Source organism: Kribbella sp. NPDC059898, from assembly GCF_042730855.1.
Lineage (GTDB): Bacteria > Actinomycetota > Actinomycetes > Propionibacteriales > Kribbellaceae > Kribbella.
Genome location: NZ_JBHWKR010000001.1, coordinates 120,566 through 135,084, shown reverse-complemented (window position 1 = coordinate 135,084; position 14,519 = coordinate 120,566). Strand labels below are relative to the sequence as shown.

Below are 14,519 nucleotides of genomic sequence, written 5' to 3'. Positions count from 1 at the left end.
GGCGAGGTGTCGACATCGCTCCCTGTGGGTCCTTTCGACGTGCGGCTGCCACCCCCACGGTATTCCGACCCGGAAAGCGTCGTCCAGCAGGTTTCAGCGCCGGAAGGCCTCCCGATGCGCCCCGACCCAGTCCGCGAACGACCGCGCCGGCCGCCCGAGAACCCGCTCGACGGTGTCCGTGGCTGCCGGCGTCACGACCTTCGCGTACCGCTCCATCAGCGCCTGAGCGAACGCCTCCGGCAGACCGTTGGCGACCATCCCCCGGACGGCGGCCTCCGCCGGAACCTCCTGGAACTGCAACGGCAGCCCGAGGACCGTAGCGATGACCTCCACCAACTCCCGCTGGGTCAACCGCTCCGGCCCCGTGATCGCGAGCCGCTGCCCGTCCCACCGGTCGTCGACCAACACCTCGGCCAGTACGGCGGACACGTCCGCCTCGTCGATCAACGCCTCGGCGAAGTCGCCGTACGGCGCCCGCACAACGTGGCCGGCCCGGACCTGTGCCCCGAACAGACCGGCCGCGTTCGCCGCGAACGACGTCGGCCGTACGGCGACCCATGGCAGCCCGCCCGCTGCGACCGCGGCCTCGACCTCCCGGTTCCGGTCGCCGTTCCACCGCGACGGCGGCAGCGCCGGGTCGTCGTCGACGTTGATCGCCGACATCACCACCACCCGCCGTACGCCGCGCTCGGCTGCGAGCGCGACCAGCCCGGCCGCCTGCTCGCCGACCGCCCGCGGGTGCACGAACAGCAGGTCGACGTCCTTCAGCGCGGGCGCCACGCTGCCCAGGTCACCGAGGTCCGCCGCGAACCGCTCGACCCCCGCCGGCACGTCCGCCACCGAACGCGCGACCACCCGGACCGCCGCCCCACGCCCGACGAGCGCCGAAGCCACCGCTCGCCCCACGGTCCCCGTCCCACCGGTGATCAGAATCATCATCCACTCCTCAGTATGAGTTCCGTATATTATGATTCCCATACTAACCATAGAGGAGACCGATGAACGAGCTCGAGCTGTCCGCCGGAACCCTGCAGTACGTCGACCGCGGGCCCGGCCCGGTCGTCGTCCTGCTGCACGGGCTGCTGATGGACGCGTCGCTGTGGGACGACGTGATCGCGGACCTGTCCGCGGACCATCGCTGCCTCGCGCCGACGCTGCCGTTCGGCGCGCACCGGCTGCCGATGGACGCGGACCTCTCGCTCCCGGGGATCGCCCGCCTGGTCGTGGAGTTCCTCGACCGGCTCGACCTGCAGGACGTCGTACTCGTCGGGAACGACACCGGCGGAGCGGTTGTCCAGCTCGTACTTCGGGACGACCCGAAGCGGGTCGGCCGTGCAGTGCTCGCCTCGTGCGAGGCGTTCGACAACCTTCCGCCCGGGCTGACGGGGCGGACGCTCGCGCTGTCCGGCAAGCTGCCGCCCGCGCTGTTCGGGGCGTTCATGCAGCAGTTGCGGGTCAAGGCGATCCGGCGATCGCCGCTCGCGTTCGGGACGTTGACGAAGCGCGGCGACACCACGACCGCGCGCTGGATCCGCCCGGTCCTCGAGCAGCCCGAGATCCGCGCGGAGACAGTGCGGATGCTGCGCGCGGTCTTCGCGGACCGCCGGGTGCTCGACGAGGCCGCGCCGGACCTCGCACGCTTCGACCGGCCCGCACTCGTGGTGTGGGCGGCCGACGATCGCGTGATGCCGCTCGACCACGGCCGCCGCCTCGCCGAGCTGCTGCCGCAGGCCGAGCTCGCGCTGGTCGAGGACAGCTACACACTGATCCCGCTGGACCAGCCGGCCCGGTTCGCGGAGCTGATCAGGCGGTTCACCTAGAGGCTTTTGCGCATCTGCTGCGAGGTCACGACGTACCCGAGCGAGTCGTACAACCCGATCGCCGTCGCGTTGTCGCCGAACACGTTCAGCTCGAGCGCGTCGTACCCGCGCCGCCGGCACTCCTCCTCGGCGGCGAGCATGATCGCCCGGCCGTAGCCCTTGCCGCGTTGGTCGGCCGCCACCTCGACCCCGTACACGAACGGGAGCCGCGCCCGCGTGGTGATCCAGAGCATCCCGACCAGTACGCCGTCCGCCATCGCGACCCAGAGCAGCTGCTGCTCCGTGTCCGGCCCGTCCGGCAGCAGCTTCTCGGTCTCCGCGTACGAGACGTTCAGCGCCTCCTCGGAGGTCAACCCTCGCGCCGGACCGATCGCGGTCGCGAACGTGGTCGCGAGCTTTTCCTTGAACTCCGGATACTCGCCCACGGTCATCGGACGAAGCTCCACCTTCGGCGTACTCACAGGCCGACTCTAGGCTGATGGGCATGGAGTTGACGCTCGAGGTGGCTCAGAAGTTGCTGGCGACGCAGCCGTTCAGTGTGTTGGTCGGGGCGCGGGTGACGGCGTTCGGGGACGGTGGGGCGACGTTGGAGCTCGACATTCGCGAGGACCTTCAGCAGCAGAACGGGTTCCTGCACGGTGGGGTGCTGAGCTACGCGGCCGACAACGCGCTCACGTTCGCCGGCGGTACGGCGCTCGGGCCGGAGGTGCTGACGGGCGGGTTCACCATCAACTACCTGCGCCCGGCGCAGGGCGACGTACTGCGGGCCGTCGCGAAGGTCGCGCACGCGACCAGCCGCCAGGCCACCTGCACCTGCGAACTACGCACCGTCGACGGCACCACCGAAACCCTGTGCGCCCTCGCCCAGGGCACGGTGATCGCCGTCCGCCGGTGACTACTTGAAGCTGGAGAGGAAGGTTTTCAGGATGGGGCCGGCGGTGTGGGAGCCGGACTCGCCGCCTTCGACGATGACGGCGAACGCGACGTCGCCGCGGTAGCCGGCCATCCAGGCGTTGGTGGTGACCTTGCCGTTCACCACGACCTCCGCGGTACCGGTCTTCGCGGCGACCGCGCCGTTCCCGGCGAGCACCTTCGCCGTACCGCCGGTGACCGTGGTGCGCATGAACGTCCGGAGCGCCGCCACCGTTGCCGCGGGCAGCGGGGAGGCGGCGGCGCCGGCCGCGTCCTTGCCCTGCACCAGCACCGGCTTCATCGCCGTACCGTGGTCGACCGCCGCGGCGACCAGCGAGATCGCCAGCGGGCTGGCGGTGACCGTGCCCTGGCCGATCATCGACGCGGCCTCCTCGACGTCGTCCTTCGGCGCCGGCACCTGACCGCCGTACGCGCCGAGCGACAGGCCGAGGTCGCGGCCGATGCCGAACATCGCGGCGGTCTTCGTCATCGCGTCCTTCGGCAGCTTCGCGTGCTGCGAGATGAACGCGGTGTTGCAGGACTCGTTGAACGCCTTCTGCATGGTGCCCGCGCCGTACGCGGTCAGGCCGTCGTAGTTCTTGAACGTCTTGCCGAACACGTTGATCGTCGGCGTACACGGCAGCGGTGTCGTGGTGGTTTCACCCGCACCGAGCAGCGCGGCCGAGGTGACGATCTTGAACGTCGAACCCGGCGCGTACCGGCCCTGGAAGGCGCGGTTGTAGCTGGTCGGCTGCGGACCGTTCGCTGCGGCCAGGATCTGCCCGGTGGACGCCTGCACCGCGACCAGCGAGGCCGGCAGCTTGCTGGTCGCGAGCGCGGCTTCGGCGGTCTTCTGCATGTTCGTGTCGAGGGTCGTCTTCACCGGCTGGCCGGCGGTGCCCTTCTGGGTGAAGACCGTCTTGATCGTCAGCTTGGTCTTGCCGTCCCGCAGCGTCACCGTGCCGCCCGGCGTACCGGCGAGCTGCTGCTGGAACGCGTACTGCAGGCCCGTCGTGCCGACCTGGTCCTGCGCCGACGCCGTCGGGCCGGCGTTCTTCAGCGTGTCCGCGGTCGCGGTCTTCATCGTGCCGAGGATCGACTTCGCGAACGTCGCGGTCGGCGGCAGCGACTGGGTGCCACCCATCGTCAGTACGCCGGGCAGCGCCTGCATCTTCGGGCGCAGCGCCTCCCACTCGTCCGCGCGGATCGTGATCGCGTCCACGAACTGCCCGGCCGGGGCCGCCTTCGCCCGCGCGGCCAGCTTCGCGCCGTCGACCTGCAGGTACTGCGTGAACGCCGCGTACGTCGCCGCGGTCGCCTTCGTACCGGACGCGACGCCGACGATCACGACCTGCCGGTTCGCGGTCAGCGCGACACCGTTGCGGTCCAGGATCGACGCCCGGGCCGGCAGCGCGCGGACCCGCTTCAGGTAGTTGTTGTCGCCGAGACCCGGGTAGATGGTGTCGCCGGAGGCCTTGATCTTCCAGGCGTCACCGGTCTTCACCGCGGTCGCCGTACTGGTCCACTTCATCGTGCCGATGCCGCGCAGTTGCGCCTCGACGGCCAGGTCCTGCGTGCAGTTGTTGCCGTCGGAGCACTTCGGGAGGTCCTGCGGGGTGACGGTCACGGTGCTCGCCACCAGCGCGGTGTCGACGTCGTCGAGGCGCTTGGCGAACACGGTCGGGCTGTCGGTGAGTGCGCCGGCCGCGTCCGGTTTCCCGTTCGGCGCCCACGCCTGCACCCAGGCGTCGGCGAACTGCTTGATGACCGCTCCGGACGCCTTCTGCTCGTCGTTCCCGGACTTGCCGCCGCCGGACTTGCTGTCCGAACAACCAGCGGTGATCAGCAGACTACTCAGGCAGACGATCGCAGTGGTTCGCTTCACGTTCCCAACTCTCGCACGACGACGGATGGACACCGGGACACGGCCTTCGGCGTGTGGCTACCTCGGCAACCTACTCAATCCCCCCAAGTACGACGCAGTTTCCGGCGCGGGAGTTGTCCGCAGAGCCGGTGCGAATCGGGACCAAGACGATCGGTGAATTGGTCCGCCGGACTCTGGAACCGCGTTCCACGGCCGCCCCGCGCGGCGTATTCTGCTCCTTTGTGACCCGCCTTGCGCTGCACAGCCGCCTGATCCCCGGAACCGAAGAGGCCTACGAGACCGAGCACGCCCGTGTCTGGCCGGAACTGATCACGGTGATGCACGCCGCCGGGATCAGCGACTGGTCGATCTGGCGCAGCGGCCGGGACCTGTTCCACCTGGTCGAGTCCGACGACTACGAGTCCGCGGTGGCGTACCTCCGCGACAACCCGACCGACCAGCGCTGGCAGCAGCACATGAGCCAGTTCGTCGAGGGCTTCGCGGAGAACCCCGAGGGCGTCGCCGGCCAGTCCCTGCGACACGTCTGGACGATGAGCGAGCAGGGCGACTAGTACATCTCCCACACGAGCACCTCGGCCCCGTCCGGCCCGGCGGTGACTCGTCCGCCGGCATCGGTCAGCCGTACTGCGTCCGCCGTACCGAGCATGGCGTCGTCGAGGGTCGCCGTACCGCTCGCAACGAAGAGATGCAGGTACGGCGCTCCCGGAAGCTCGACCGTCCCGCCCGGGATCAGCCGGGCGACGGACATCCCGGCCGCCGGCTGGTTGATGCGGATCGCGGTCGACGACGCGTGCTTGGCCAGCCCTGACGCCACCGGGACCAGCTCGCCCGTGGACAGGTCGAGCTCGGCCTGTTCGTACGACGGCGGCAGGTCGAACCGGTCCGGGCGGACCCACATCTGGACGTAGTGCACCGGGTCGGCGCCGTCGTTCCACTCCGAGTGCCGGATGCCGGAGCCCGCGGTCATCCGCTGCGCGAGCCCGGGATGCACCTCGCCGCTGTTCCCCTCCGAGTCCCGGTGCGCCAGCGCGCCGCGCAGTACCCAGGTGACGATCTCCAGGTCCTGGTGCGGATGCGTAGCGAAACCGGTGCCGGGGGCAACCGTCTCGTCGTTGTGCGCGAGCAGGAACCCGAACCCGACGTTCGCCGGGTCGTAGTGCGGCCCGAACGAGAACGAGTGCCGCGAGTCCAGCCACTCACTCGCCGACCGGAACCGCTCGTCCGCCCGATGCATCTCCACAGGCTCTAGTAATACCCCTTATGCCCGTCGAGCAGTTCCCGCATCGCGTCCAGGTGCCCGACGTGCCGCGCGGTCTCCTCGACCATGTGCAGCAGCATCCAGCGCAGCGTCGCCTGCGCGGACTTGAACTCCGGGTGCTTCCCGGTGTCGTCGAGGGAGTGCGCCGCGACGATCTCGTTCGACAGTGCGCACTGCGCCTCGAACTCGTCCAGGAGCTGCGCCAGCGGTACGCCGGTGATCCGCATGTCGGCGTCCTCCGGCTCCTCCTGGAACTGCGGGTTGCCGTCGTACGACTCGCCCAGGAACAGCACGTTGAACCAGCAGTGCTCGGTCCACCGCATGTGCGACACCAGCCCGGCCGGCGTCATCAGCGGGGAGTCCGGCAGCACTGCCCGGTACTCGTCGGCAGCGGCCAGCCCCTCCAGCTTCCAGCGCACCAGCGAGCGCTGCTGATCCAGCCAGCCGACCAGCTGCGTCCGCTCGTCCGCGACCAGCGGCGGCCTCTCCCGGGAAAGTGTCATGCCGCGAACCGTAGCCAATTCGCCCGGCCGCCGCAGGGCAATAAAAGAGGACTGCGCCGCTCGGTGGGCGGCGCAGTCCGGTCTACTGGGTGAGACGCACGATCAGCCCGTCGGGTTCCCGTTGTCGGAGCCGAGTGTCGCGGTGATCGTCTGGGTCTTGCCGCTCCGGGTGACGGTGAGCTTCACCTGATCGCCCGGGCGGTGCGAGCGGACCGCGGCGACCAACGCGTCCCCTGACGCGATCGCCTTGCCGTCCACAGCGGTGACCACATCACCTGACTGCAGACCGGCCTTGTCCGCCGCACCGCCGGACGTGACCTCGCCGAGGCGTGCTCCGTTCGTGAGCCCGTCGGAGGACTGCGCGTCGCCGACCGTCACACCGAGCCGCGCATGCGTGGCCTTGCCCTTGGCCACCAGCTCGTCGATGATCGGCTTGGCCTGGTCGATCGGGATTGCGAAGCCCAGGCCGATGTTCCCGCCCTCGGATTGTCCCGATCCGCCGGCGGTCTTGATCGCGCTGTTGATACCGACCACCTGGCCGGCGAGGTCGATCAGGGCGCCGCCGGAGTTCCCCGGATTGATCGCGGCGTCCGTCTGGATTGCTGGGAAGACTGTCGTACTGTCCTGCTGCTGGTCGCCCGACGTCACCGGCCGGTTCAGCGCCGAGACGATCCCGCTGGTCACGGTCGCCTCCAGGCCGAACGGCGAACCGATCGCGACCACGCCCTGCCCGACGGCCAGCCTCCCGCTCTGGCCGAGGGTGGCCGGCGTCAGGTCGGTGGCGTTCGCGTGGATGACCGCGAGGTCGGTGAGCGGGTCCGTGCCCTTGACCGTCGCCGGTACCGAGCGGCCGTCGTTCAGGATCACGGTCAGCGTCGCGCCCTGCCCGGCGCCGGCGACCACGTGGTTGTTGGTGACGATCAGGCCGTCCTTGCTGATCACGATGCCCGACCCGGTCGCCTGGCCCTGCTGGCTGGCGACCGCGATCTTCACCACGCTCGGCAGGACCTTCGCCGCCGCGCTCTGCACGGAGCCGTCCGGTGCCGATGCGGGCGCCGCCTGGTTGCCGTTCAGCGGAGCGGTCACCGACGGGGTGTTCGTGGAGTGGTCGTTGCTGGCCGAGTACACGGCCGCGCCGCCGACACCGCCCGCCGTACCGACCAGCAGCGCGGTGAGCGCTACCGCGGCCAGCCCGAGGCGGCGCTTCGGCTTGGGTGCCGTTGCCGTGACCTGCTGTGGTCCGAGGGGCCAGTTCGGGCCAGGAGACGTCCCCTGATGCGTCCCCTGTGGCCCGAACTGCGGGTAAGTGCCCCCGCCTGCGGGGTACTGGCCCTGCCGCTGCCCCTGCGGCCCCGAGTCCAGCCGCGGCTGCCCGCCCTGCGGCGCGTACTGCTGCTGCTGATGCTGCCCGTACATCGGCAGCTGCTGCGTCCGCTCCGGCCCTTCCGGTCCCTGTGCGTTCTGGCCGGGTTGCGGCTGCGGCTGCTGCGGCTGGTTCTCGGTCATGGCACGTACTTTGTCCGCCGGACCTGAAAGCCGCCTGAAGATCCGCTCGGAGTGACCGAAGAACTCCATGAAGATCCTCTGAAGGACCTGTCAGGTTCCTCTCAGCGGGTCTGCGTGGCCGCGTGCGGGAGCCACAGCGTGAACTGTGCGCCGGCGCCAGGGGCGTTGCGGGCGTAGATCATGCCGCCGTGCTGCTCGGCCGCGTGCTTGACGATCGCCAGGCCGAGACCGGAGCCCGGGCGGCCGCGGGCCTCGCTGGAGCGGTAGAACCGGTCGAACACGTGCGGCAGGTCCGCCTCGGCGATGCCGGGGCCGGAGTCGGTCACGGTCAGTACCCCGTCCAGCAGGCGGACCGTCACGTGTCCGACGGGCTGCCCGTCGTTCCGCTGCTCCGCGCCGTCCGGGACGCTGTACTTCGCCGCGTTGTCGAGCAGGTTCGTCACGGCCCGGCCGAGCAGCCGCTCGTCACCCCAGACCGGGAACGGCGTCAGCTGTACGTCCCACTCCAGCCCGGGTGCACGTCGACGTACCTTGATCACCGCGTCCTGGACCACGTTGGAGAGCTCGATAAGCTCCGCGTTCCGGACCTGCGGGGTGTCGCGGGCGAGCTCGGTCAGGTCGCCGATCAGCTGGGTCAGCTCGTCCATCTGCGCGCGTACGTCGTCCAGCAGCTGCTGGCGATCCTCCGGGCGGAGGCCGCCACGCTTGTCCGCCTGGGCGAGCAGGTCGAGGTTGGTGCGGACGCTGGTCAACGGCGTACGCAACTCGTGCCCGGCGTCACCGACCAGCCGCCGCTGCCGGTCACGGGACTGCGCGAGCGCGCCCAGCATCGCGTTGAACGCGACCGCCAGCCGGGAGATCTCGTCCGTCCCGGCAACCGGGATCGGCTTCAGGTCCTCGGTCGCCGCGACATGCTCCGCCGCCCCGGTCAGTCGCGCCAACGGCCGCAACCCGGACCGCGCGACCGCATTCCCGGCCAGCGCCGCCCCGATCACCCCGATCAATCCAAACGCCCACAACACAATGCCGAGGTTGTGCAACGTCTGGTCGATTGGCCCCAACGACTGCGCAACCACCAACGCACCGGGCTGCAGGAAGCGGGAATCGCTCTGGCATGCCTCCGTCGACTCAGCGGGACAGTAACGGGCCGCCACTGCGATAACCCGGAAGTGTGGGCCGTTCCGGACCCCGACCGTTCGCAGACTGGCATCGGTGGTCTGTGACTGAGCGACCTCGAGCTCCTGCTGACCCATCGGCGGAAGAGTGCTCCGACGGGCGCCGAATGTCTCTCCGTCCTGGGCGATGATCCCGACCTGGATGTCGCTCAGGCCGAGCGCATCGGGCGGGATGTTCTGCAGGTTGTCGAGGTTCGTCAGCACGCCCTTCTGAGCTGCCTGACTGGCGCGCAGGACCAAGCTGTTGTCGAGGTTTTGGTACATCTGTTGGCGCACCGTGACGTAGGCCGCCACGCTGACGATCGCCACCGCCAGGCCGACCGCGACGGCGGCGAGCAGGGTGACGCGGGCGTGCAGGCTCAGTTTGTGGAGGGTCTCGTTCCACCAGGTCTGGGTGCGGGCGGCGGTCGCCGCCACCCGGTTGCCGTTGCCATTGGCAACAGGTTGCGCCGGCGCCGGCTGCGGTGCGGCCGGTTGCTGCGGACCGTCGGCGTACGACGGGAAGTCCTGGGGGTGTTGCTGGCTCACGGCGGGGTGTCTCTCAGCACGTAGCCGATGCCGCGCACGGTGTGGATCAGGCGCGGCAGACCGTTCACCTCGGTCTTGCGGCGCAGGTACCCGATGTAGACCTCGAGCGAGTTCGCGGTGGTCGGGAAGTCGTAGCCCCAGACCGCGTCCAGGATGACGGCCCGCTCCAGCACCCGGCGCGGGTTCCGGATCAGCAGCTCGAGCAGCGAGAACTCGGTCCGGGTGAGCTGGATCGCGACGTCGCCGCGGTGCACCTCGTGCGCGTCGACGTCGACCACCAGGTCGCCGTACTGCAGCACCTCGCCACGCTGGCCGCCCTCGCCGGGCGCGGTGCTCCGGCGCAGCAGCGCGCGCAGCCGGGCCAGCAGTTCCTCGAGCGCGAACGGCTTCGTCAGGTAGTCGTCACCGCCGGCGTCCAGCCCGTCCACCCGGTCCGCGACCGCGTCCCGCGCGGTCAGCACCAGGATCGGCACATTGTTGCCCGCGGCCCGCAACGCCTTGGTGGTCTCGAGTCCGTCCAGGCGCGGCATCATCACGTCCATCACCACGACGTCCGGCTCGACGTTCCCGATCACCGCGAGCGCCTCGGCGCCGTCGGCCGCGGTCACCACCTCGAAGTCGTTGAACTCCAGCGAACGGCGCAGCGAGTCCCGGACCGCCCGGTCGTCGTCCACCACCAGTACCCGCATGTCTGCCCCGCTCCGCTCGAAGTTCCGCCACCGAGAGTAAGTCGCTTCTGTGAGAATCGCCTGAGAACCCGCTGATGGCTCGCACAACACCTTAGGTTCCCGTTATGGACGTTCTGGAATTCACCCCTGAGCCCGCCGATTTCGCCTGGACGTTCGGGGGCGTCGCGCCGGTCCGCCGGGTCAGGCCCGGTACGGCGCTGCGCCTGTGGACGGAGGACGCCTTCGCCGGCAGTCTCCGCAGTACGTCGGACCTCGCGAGCGCCTCGCTGACCATGCCGTTCGTGAACCCGCAGACCGGCCCGTTCTACGTCGAGGGCGCCGAGCCGGGGGACACGCTGGTGCTGCACTTCGTCGAGCTGACGCCCGCCCGGAGCTGGGGTGCGTCGGCGACCATCCCGTTCTTCGGCGGGCTGACCAGCACCGACCGGACCGCCACGCTGCAGGACCCGCTGCCGGAGCGGACCTGGATCTACGAGGTGGACACCGCCCGGCGGACGGTCGGGTTCCAGGCGCAGGGCAGCGACCTGGAGGTCGCGCTGCCGCTGGAGCCGATGCTCGGCACGGTCGGGGTGGCCCCGGCCGGCGGCGAGGTCCGCTCGGCGCTGGTGCCGGACATGTTCGGCGGCAACATGGACACCCCCGAGATGCGGGCCGGGACCACCTGCTACCTCAGGGTGAACGTCGAGGGCGCCCTGTTCTCGGTGGGCGACGGCCACTACCGCCAGGGCGAGGGGGAGTCCTGCGGGACGGCTGTCGAGGGCGCGATGAACGTCGTACTGATCGTGGAGCTACTGAAGACGCCCGGGCCGGTCTGGCCGCGGTTGGAGAGTGACGAGTACCTGTCGGTCATCGGGTCGAGCCGTCCGCTCGAGGACGCGTGGCGGGCGGGCCAGGTCGACATGGTGCACTGGTTGGGCGAGCTGTACGGCCTGGACAAGCTGGACGCGTACCAGCTGCTCAGCCAGGTCAGCGAGGTACCACTGGCAAACGTTGTCGACGCCAACTACAGCGTGGTCACCAAGATCCCGAAACGCCTGCTCCCGCGAGTAACGGCGTACGACGGGATCCACCAGCAGCTCAGGCAGACCTCCGTGAGATAGCAACGCCCGCCAGGCACATCGCCCCGCCGCCCAGTGCCAGCAGCGTTGGGGTCTCGCCCAGCAGCAGCCACGCCAGCAGGATCGCTACGACCGGTACGGCGTACACCGTGATGCCCATGCGGCCGGCACTGGTACGGCGGAGCGCAAACGCCCACGTGGTGAAGCCCAAAGCGGTCGGGAATGCTGCGAGGTACACGATCCACCAGATGGTGGCCGTGTCGGCGGTGTGCAACTCACTGATCAGCGTGGGCGTGAAGGGCAGGCAGAGGACCGCGCCGATGGTGCAGGCGAGCCAGGTGACCTCGGCCGCGGGCAGCCGGCTCAGGAGGGGCTTCTGGGTGACCACGCCGACGGCGTACGAGATCGCGGCGACCACGCACAGGACGACGCCCCACGTCTCGGCGCGGCCGTTCGACGTCGACGTACCGATCACGACGATGCCGGCGAACGCGACCAGGCCGCCGATCACCAGCTGCCGCGGGAAGCCTTCGCCGAGGCCGATGCCTGCGAGTACGGCGATCAGCAGTGGGGCGATGTGGACGAGCATGGCCGACGTACCGGCGTCGAGACGGCGTTCGGCCTCGTTGAGGGCGAGGTTGTAGACGCCGAACCACAGCACGCCGCAGGCGATCAGCGGCAGCCAGTCCCGCCCGGCCGGCCAGCGGCGTACCGCCGGACGCCGCCTGGCCAGCAGCAGCGCGCCGAGGAAGATGCTGCCCAGACCGAGCCGCGCCAGCGAGAGAGCACCCGCGGAGACTTCGGTGCCGACATGGCGGATGGCGACGAACGACGAGGCCCACAGGAGCACGGTGATGGCAGCGGCGGAAGTAGTCACATCGATTACCGTAGAAAGCGGATCTGCGGCCTGCCATAGCAGATCGGAGGCGAGGAGGCGGTTGTGCTTACCGAAATGAGAAGTGCTGGGCTGGACGAGCTGAACATCCGGATCCTGGAGGAGCTGTCCGCGGATCCGCGGCTGCGGACCACCGAGCTGGCCCGGCGGCTCGGGGTGTCGACGCCGACGGTCCGCGAGCGGGTCGGGCGGCTGGAGGAGTCCGGCGTGATCCGCGGGTACCGCCTCGACGTCGACCCGGCCGCGCTCGGCCGGCCGGTCGCCGCCTGGGTCCGGCTGCGGCCCGGGCCGAGCCAGATCCCGAAGATCGTCGCTCTCGCCGAACGCACCCCGGAAGTGGTCGAGTGTCACCGGATCTCCGGCGAGGACTGCTTCCTGATCCGCGTCCAGGTCGCCGAGATCGCCGCGCTGGAGAGCGTCCTCGACAAGTTCCAGGTCCACGGCCAGACCACCAGCTCGTTCGTGGTCTCGACCCCGGTGCCGCCCCGACCGGTTCCACTGAGGTAGCGGATCGCCAGGCCATCACAATCCCACCGCTGTGTCACTCCCCCGCGTAGTTCAGCCCGGAGTTGGCGATTGTGATGGCCTGGGCGTCCGCATGACGGCCCGACCACTTCCCGCAGTGGTCCACATCACTAGTCTGGTGGCGACTTCAGAGACACTCCGGAAGGACCGAGGACCATGGCTGTCCGCAGAGTTGCCCTGCTCACCGCCGGCGGGCTTGCGCCCTGCCTGTCGTCCGCCGTCGGCGGACTGATCGAGCGCTACACCGAGGTGGCGCCCGACGTGGAGATCATCGCCTACCTGAACGGGTACCACGGCCTGCTCAGCGGCCGGTTCCTCGAGGTCACGCCGGAGGTGCGGGAGAAGGCGTCGCTGCTGCACAAGTTCGGCGGCAGCCCGATCGGCAACAGCCGGGTGAAGCTCACCAACACCGCCGACCTGGTCAAGCGCGGCCTGATCGAGGACGGGCAGAACGCCCTCCAGGTGGCCGCCGAGCGGCTGGTCGCGGACGGCGTCGACGTACTGCACACGATCGGCGGCGACGACACCAACACCACCGCGGCCGACCTCGCGGCGTACCTGCAGGAGCACGACTACAACCTCACCGTGGTCGGCCTGCCGAAGACCATCGACAACGACGTGATCCCGATCCGGCAGAGCCTCGGCGCCTGGACCGCGGCCGAGCAGGGCGCGCTGTTCGCCCGGAACATCATCGGCGAGCACAGCTCGAACCCGCGGATGCTGATCGTCCACGAGGTGATGGGGCGGAACTGCGGCTGGTTGACCGCGGCCACGGCGCAGGCGTACCAGCAGTGGGTCGACGAGCAGGAGTGGAACCCGGGCATCGGCCTGGACAAGGGCGGCTGGTCGGTGCACGCGGTGTACGTGCCGGAGGCAACGATCGACCTGGACGCCGAGGCCGAGCGGCTGCGCAAGGTGATGGACTCCGAGGACTGCGTGAACATCTTCCTGTCCGAGGGCGCGGGTGTGTCGTCGATCGTCGCGGAGCTGGAGGCGCGCGGCGAGGAGGTCGGCCGGGACCCGTTCGGGCACGTCAAGCTGGACACGATCAACCCGGGTGCGTGGTTCGCGAAGCAGTTCGCGGAGCGGATCGGGGCCGAGAAGACGATGGTGCAGAAGAGCGGCTACTTCAGCCGTTCGGCCGCGGCGAACGACCGCGACCTCGCGCTGATCAAGGAGTGCACCGACTACGCCGTCGACGCGGCGTTGCGCGGTGAGTCCGGCGTCGTCGGCCACGACGAGGAGCGCGGCGACGAACTGCGCGCGATCGAGTTCCCGCGGATCGCCGGCGGCAAGGAGTTCGACCCGGGCGTGGAGTGGTTCGCCTCCCTCAAGTCGGAGATCGGTCAGGCCTGATCGCGGAGGCGGTCGACCCACTGGTCGGCCGCCTTCTCGATGTGCGCGAGGACCTCGTCGAAGCCGGCGTCCTCGCCGTAGTACGGATCCGGTACGTCGTCGCGCGCGAACAGCCGCGCGGCGACTCCGTACCGGGCAAGCGTGTCCAGGTGGCCCGAGTCCATCGCGAGCACCAGGTCCCGCTCCCAGAACCGTTCGTACTGCTGGGCGCGGTGCGCGGTCCCGTCGTACCCGCGGCGCCGGAGTGCGGCCGCCGCGCGCGGGTCCATCCGGTCGCCGACGTGCCAGCCTCCGGTGCCGGAGCTGGTGACCTCGACGCCGTCGACGCCCGCCTCGGCGAGCTTGTGGCGGAGCACGACCTCACCCATCGGCGACCGGCAGATGTTCCCGGTGCAGACGATCTCGACCC

16 protein-coding genes are annotated in these 14,519 nt (G+C 70.0%); 6 read left to right on the top strand and 10 right to left on the bottom strand.

Going from position 1 to position 14,519, the window contains the following annotated elements; genetic code table 11:
• Nucleotides 1-93 precede the first annotated feature (93 nt).
• On the bottom strand, nucleotides 94-936 hold the full coding sequence (locus ACFV9C_RS00610) for an NAD(P)H-binding protein (RefSeq protein ID WP_380189503.1): 843 nt from the start codon (nucleotides 934-936) through the stop codon (nucleotides 94-96).
• A 62-nt stretch (nucleotides 937-998) separates the two neighbouring features.
• Between ACFV9C_RS00610 and ACFV9C_RS00605 the strand changes: the two genes are divergently transcribed.
• Nucleotides 999-1,820 (top strand): alpha/beta fold hydrolase, encoded by an 822-nt coding sequence (locus ACFV9C_RS00605; RefSeq protein WP_380189501.1) that lies wholly within the window; start codon nucleotides 999-1,001, stop codon nucleotides 1,818-1,820.
• Here ACFV9C_RS00605 and ACFV9C_RS00600 read toward each other — a convergent pair.
• On the bottom strand, nucleotides 1,817-2,281 hold the full coding sequence (locus ACFV9C_RS00600) for a GNAT family N-acetyltransferase (RefSeq protein WP_380189499.1): 465 nt from the start codon (nucleotides 2,279-2,281) through the stop codon (nucleotides 1,817-1,819). The two genes, ACFV9C_RS00605 and ACFV9C_RS00600, sit on opposite strands and share 4 nt — an antisense overlap.
• Before the next feature lie 23 nt (nucleotides 2,282-2,304).
• On the opposite strand from ACFV9C_RS00600, the gene ACFV9C_RS00595 reads away from it, so the two are divergent.
• The gene (locus ACFV9C_RS00595; RefSeq protein ID WP_380189497.1) at nucleotides 2,305-2,715 is read left to right on the top strand and encodes a PaaI family thioesterase; all 411 of its coding nucleotides are present in this window, start codon (nucleotides 2,305-2,307) and stop codon (nucleotides 2,713-2,715) included.
• Here ACFV9C_RS00595 and ACFV9C_RS00590 read toward each other — a convergent pair whose 3' ends face one another.
• Entirely contained in the window at nucleotides 2,716-4,617 is a 1,902-nt protein-coding gene (locus ACFV9C_RS00590) for a penicillin-binding transpeptidase domain-containing protein (RefSeq protein ID WP_380189495.1), read from the bottom strand.
• Nucleotides 4,618-4,838: 221 nt separating this feature from the next.
• On the opposite strand from ACFV9C_RS00590, the gene ACFV9C_RS00585 reads away from it, so the two are divergent.
• On the top strand, nucleotides 4,839-5,168 hold the full coding sequence (locus ACFV9C_RS00585) for an L-rhamnose mutarotase (protein WP_380189493.1): 330 nt from the start codon (nucleotides 4,839-4,841) through the stop codon (nucleotides 5,166-5,168).
• Here ACFV9C_RS00585 and ACFV9C_RS00580 read toward each other — a convergent pair.
• From ACFV9C_RS00580 to ACFV9C_RS00560, 5 genes are all read right to left on the bottom strand, one after another.
• Nucleotides 5,165-5,851, bottom strand: a complete 687-nt coding sequence (locus ACFV9C_RS00580) for a pirin family protein (RefSeq protein ID WP_380189491.1) — start codon at nucleotides 5,849-5,851, stop codon at nucleotides 5,165-5,167. The two genes, ACFV9C_RS00585 and ACFV9C_RS00580, sit on opposite strands and share 4 nt — an antisense overlap.
• A gap of 11 nt (nucleotides 5,852-5,862) precedes the next feature.
• Complete coding sequence (locus ACFV9C_RS00575; protein WP_380189489.1) at nucleotides 5,863-6,378, bottom strand: DinB family protein; 516 nt, start codon at nucleotides 6,376-6,378, stop codon at nucleotides 5,863-5,865.
• A 102-nt stretch (nucleotides 6,379-6,480) separates the two neighbouring features.
• Complete coding sequence (locus tag ACFV9C_RS00570; RefSeq protein WP_380189487.1) at nucleotides 6,481-7,884, bottom strand: S1C family serine protease; 1,404 nt, start codon at nucleotides 7,882-7,884, stop codon at nucleotides 6,481-6,483.
• 101 nt (nucleotides 7,885-7,985) lie between these two features.
• Complete coding sequence (locus tag ACFV9C_RS00565) at nucleotides 7,986-9,587, bottom strand: sensor histidine kinase (RefSeq protein ID WP_380189485.1); 1,602 nt, start codon at nucleotides 9,585-9,587, stop codon at nucleotides 7,986-7,988.
• Entirely contained in the window at nucleotides 9,584-10,276 is a 693-nt protein-coding gene (locus tag ACFV9C_RS00560) for a response regulator transcription factor (RefSeq protein ID WP_380189483.1), read from the bottom strand. Before ACFV9C_RS00560 ends, ACFV9C_RS00565 begins: the two co-directional genes overlap by 4 nt.
• Before the next feature lie 104 nt (nucleotides 10,277-10,380).
• Here ACFV9C_RS00560 and ACFV9C_RS00555 point away from each other — a divergent pair, with 104 nt between their 5' ends.
• Complete coding sequence (locus ACFV9C_RS00555; RefSeq protein WP_380189480.1) at nucleotides 10,381-11,376, top strand: acetamidase/formamidase family protein; 996 nt, start codon at nucleotides 10,381-10,383, stop codon at nucleotides 11,374-11,376.
• Here the strand turns inward: ACFV9C_RS00555 and ACFV9C_RS00550 are convergent.
• Nucleotides 11,354-12,211, bottom strand: coding sequence for a DMT family transporter (locus ACFV9C_RS00550; RefSeq protein ID WP_380189478.1), 858 nt, complete (start codon nucleotides 12,209-12,211; stop codon nucleotides 11,354-11,356). The genes ACFV9C_RS00555 and ACFV9C_RS00550 overlap by 23 nt on opposite strands.
• A gap of 75 nt (nucleotides 12,212-12,286) precedes the next feature.
• Between ACFV9C_RS00550 and ACFV9C_RS00545 the strand changes: the two genes are divergently transcribed.
• Both ACFV9C_RS00545 and ACFV9C_RS00540 read left to right on the top strand, forming a co-directional pair.
• Nucleotides 12,287-12,736: an Lrp/AsnC family transcriptional regulator gene (locus ACFV9C_RS00545; RefSeq protein ID WP_380189476.1), complete on the top strand. Its 450-nt coding sequence runs from the start codon at nucleotides 12,287-12,289 to the stop codon at nucleotides 12,734-12,736.
• A gap of 174 nt (nucleotides 12,737-12,910) precedes the next feature.
• Entirely contained in the window at nucleotides 12,911-14,110 is a 1,200-nt protein-coding gene (locus ACFV9C_RS00540; protein WP_380189474.1) for a pyrophosphate--fructose-6-phosphate 1-phosphotransferase, read from the top strand.
• On the opposite strand, the gene ACFV9C_RS00535 is transcribed toward ACFV9C_RS00540, so the two are convergent.
• Nucleotides 14,101-14,511 (bottom strand): low molecular weight protein-tyrosine-phosphatase, encoded by a 411-nt coding sequence (locus ACFV9C_RS00535; RefSeq protein WP_380190868.1) that lies wholly within the window; start codon nucleotides 14,509-14,511, stop codon nucleotides 14,101-14,103. The genes ACFV9C_RS00540 and ACFV9C_RS00535 overlap by 10 nt on opposite strands.
• Between the last annotated feature and the right edge of the window lie 8 nt (nucleotides 14,512-14,519).

Excerpts from the sequence above, each read along its gene's own strand:
- ACFV9C_RS00610 (WP_380189503.1), bottom strand. The coding sequence starts at position 936 with ATGATTCTGATCACCGGTGGGACGGGGACCGTGGGGCGAGCGGTGGCT.
- ACFV9C_RS00605 (WP_380189501.1), top strand. The coding sequence starts at position 999 with ATGAACGAGCTCGAGCTGTCCGCCGGAACCCTGCAGTACGTCGACCGC.
- ACFV9C_RS00595 (WP_380189497.1), top strand. The coding sequence starts at position 2,305 with ATGGAGTTGACGCTCGAGGTGGCTCAGAAGTTGCTGGCGACGCAGCCG.
- ACFV9C_RS00580 (WP_380189491.1), bottom strand. The coding sequence starts at position 5,851 with ATGCATCGGGCGGACGAGCGGTTCCGGTCGGCGAGTGAGTGGCTGGAC.
- ACFV9C_RS00575 (WP_380189489.1), bottom strand. The coding sequence starts at position 6,378 with ATGACACTTTCCCGGGAGAGGCCGCCGCTGGTCGCGGACGAGCGGACG.
- ACFV9C_RS00570 (WP_380189487.1), bottom strand. The coding sequence starts at position 7,884 with ATGACCGAGAACCAGCCGCAGCAGCCGCAGCCGCAACCCGGCCAGAAC.
- ACFV9C_RS00560 (WP_380189483.1), bottom strand. The coding sequence starts at position 10,276 with ATGCGGGTACTGGTGGTGGACGACGACCGGGCGGTCCGGGACTCGCTG.
- ACFV9C_RS00555 (WP_380189480.1), top strand. The coding sequence starts at position 10,381 with ATGGACGTTCTGGAATTCACCCCTGAGCCCGCCGATTTCGCCTGGACG.
- ACFV9C_RS00545 (WP_380189476.1), top strand. The coding sequence starts at position 12,287 with ATGAGAAGTGCTGGGCTGGACGAGCTGAACATCCGGATCCTGGAGGAG.
- ACFV9C_RS00540 (WP_380189474.1), top strand. The coding sequence starts at position 12,911 with ATGGCTGTCCGCAGAGTTGCCCTGCTCACCGCCGGCGGGCTTGCGCCC.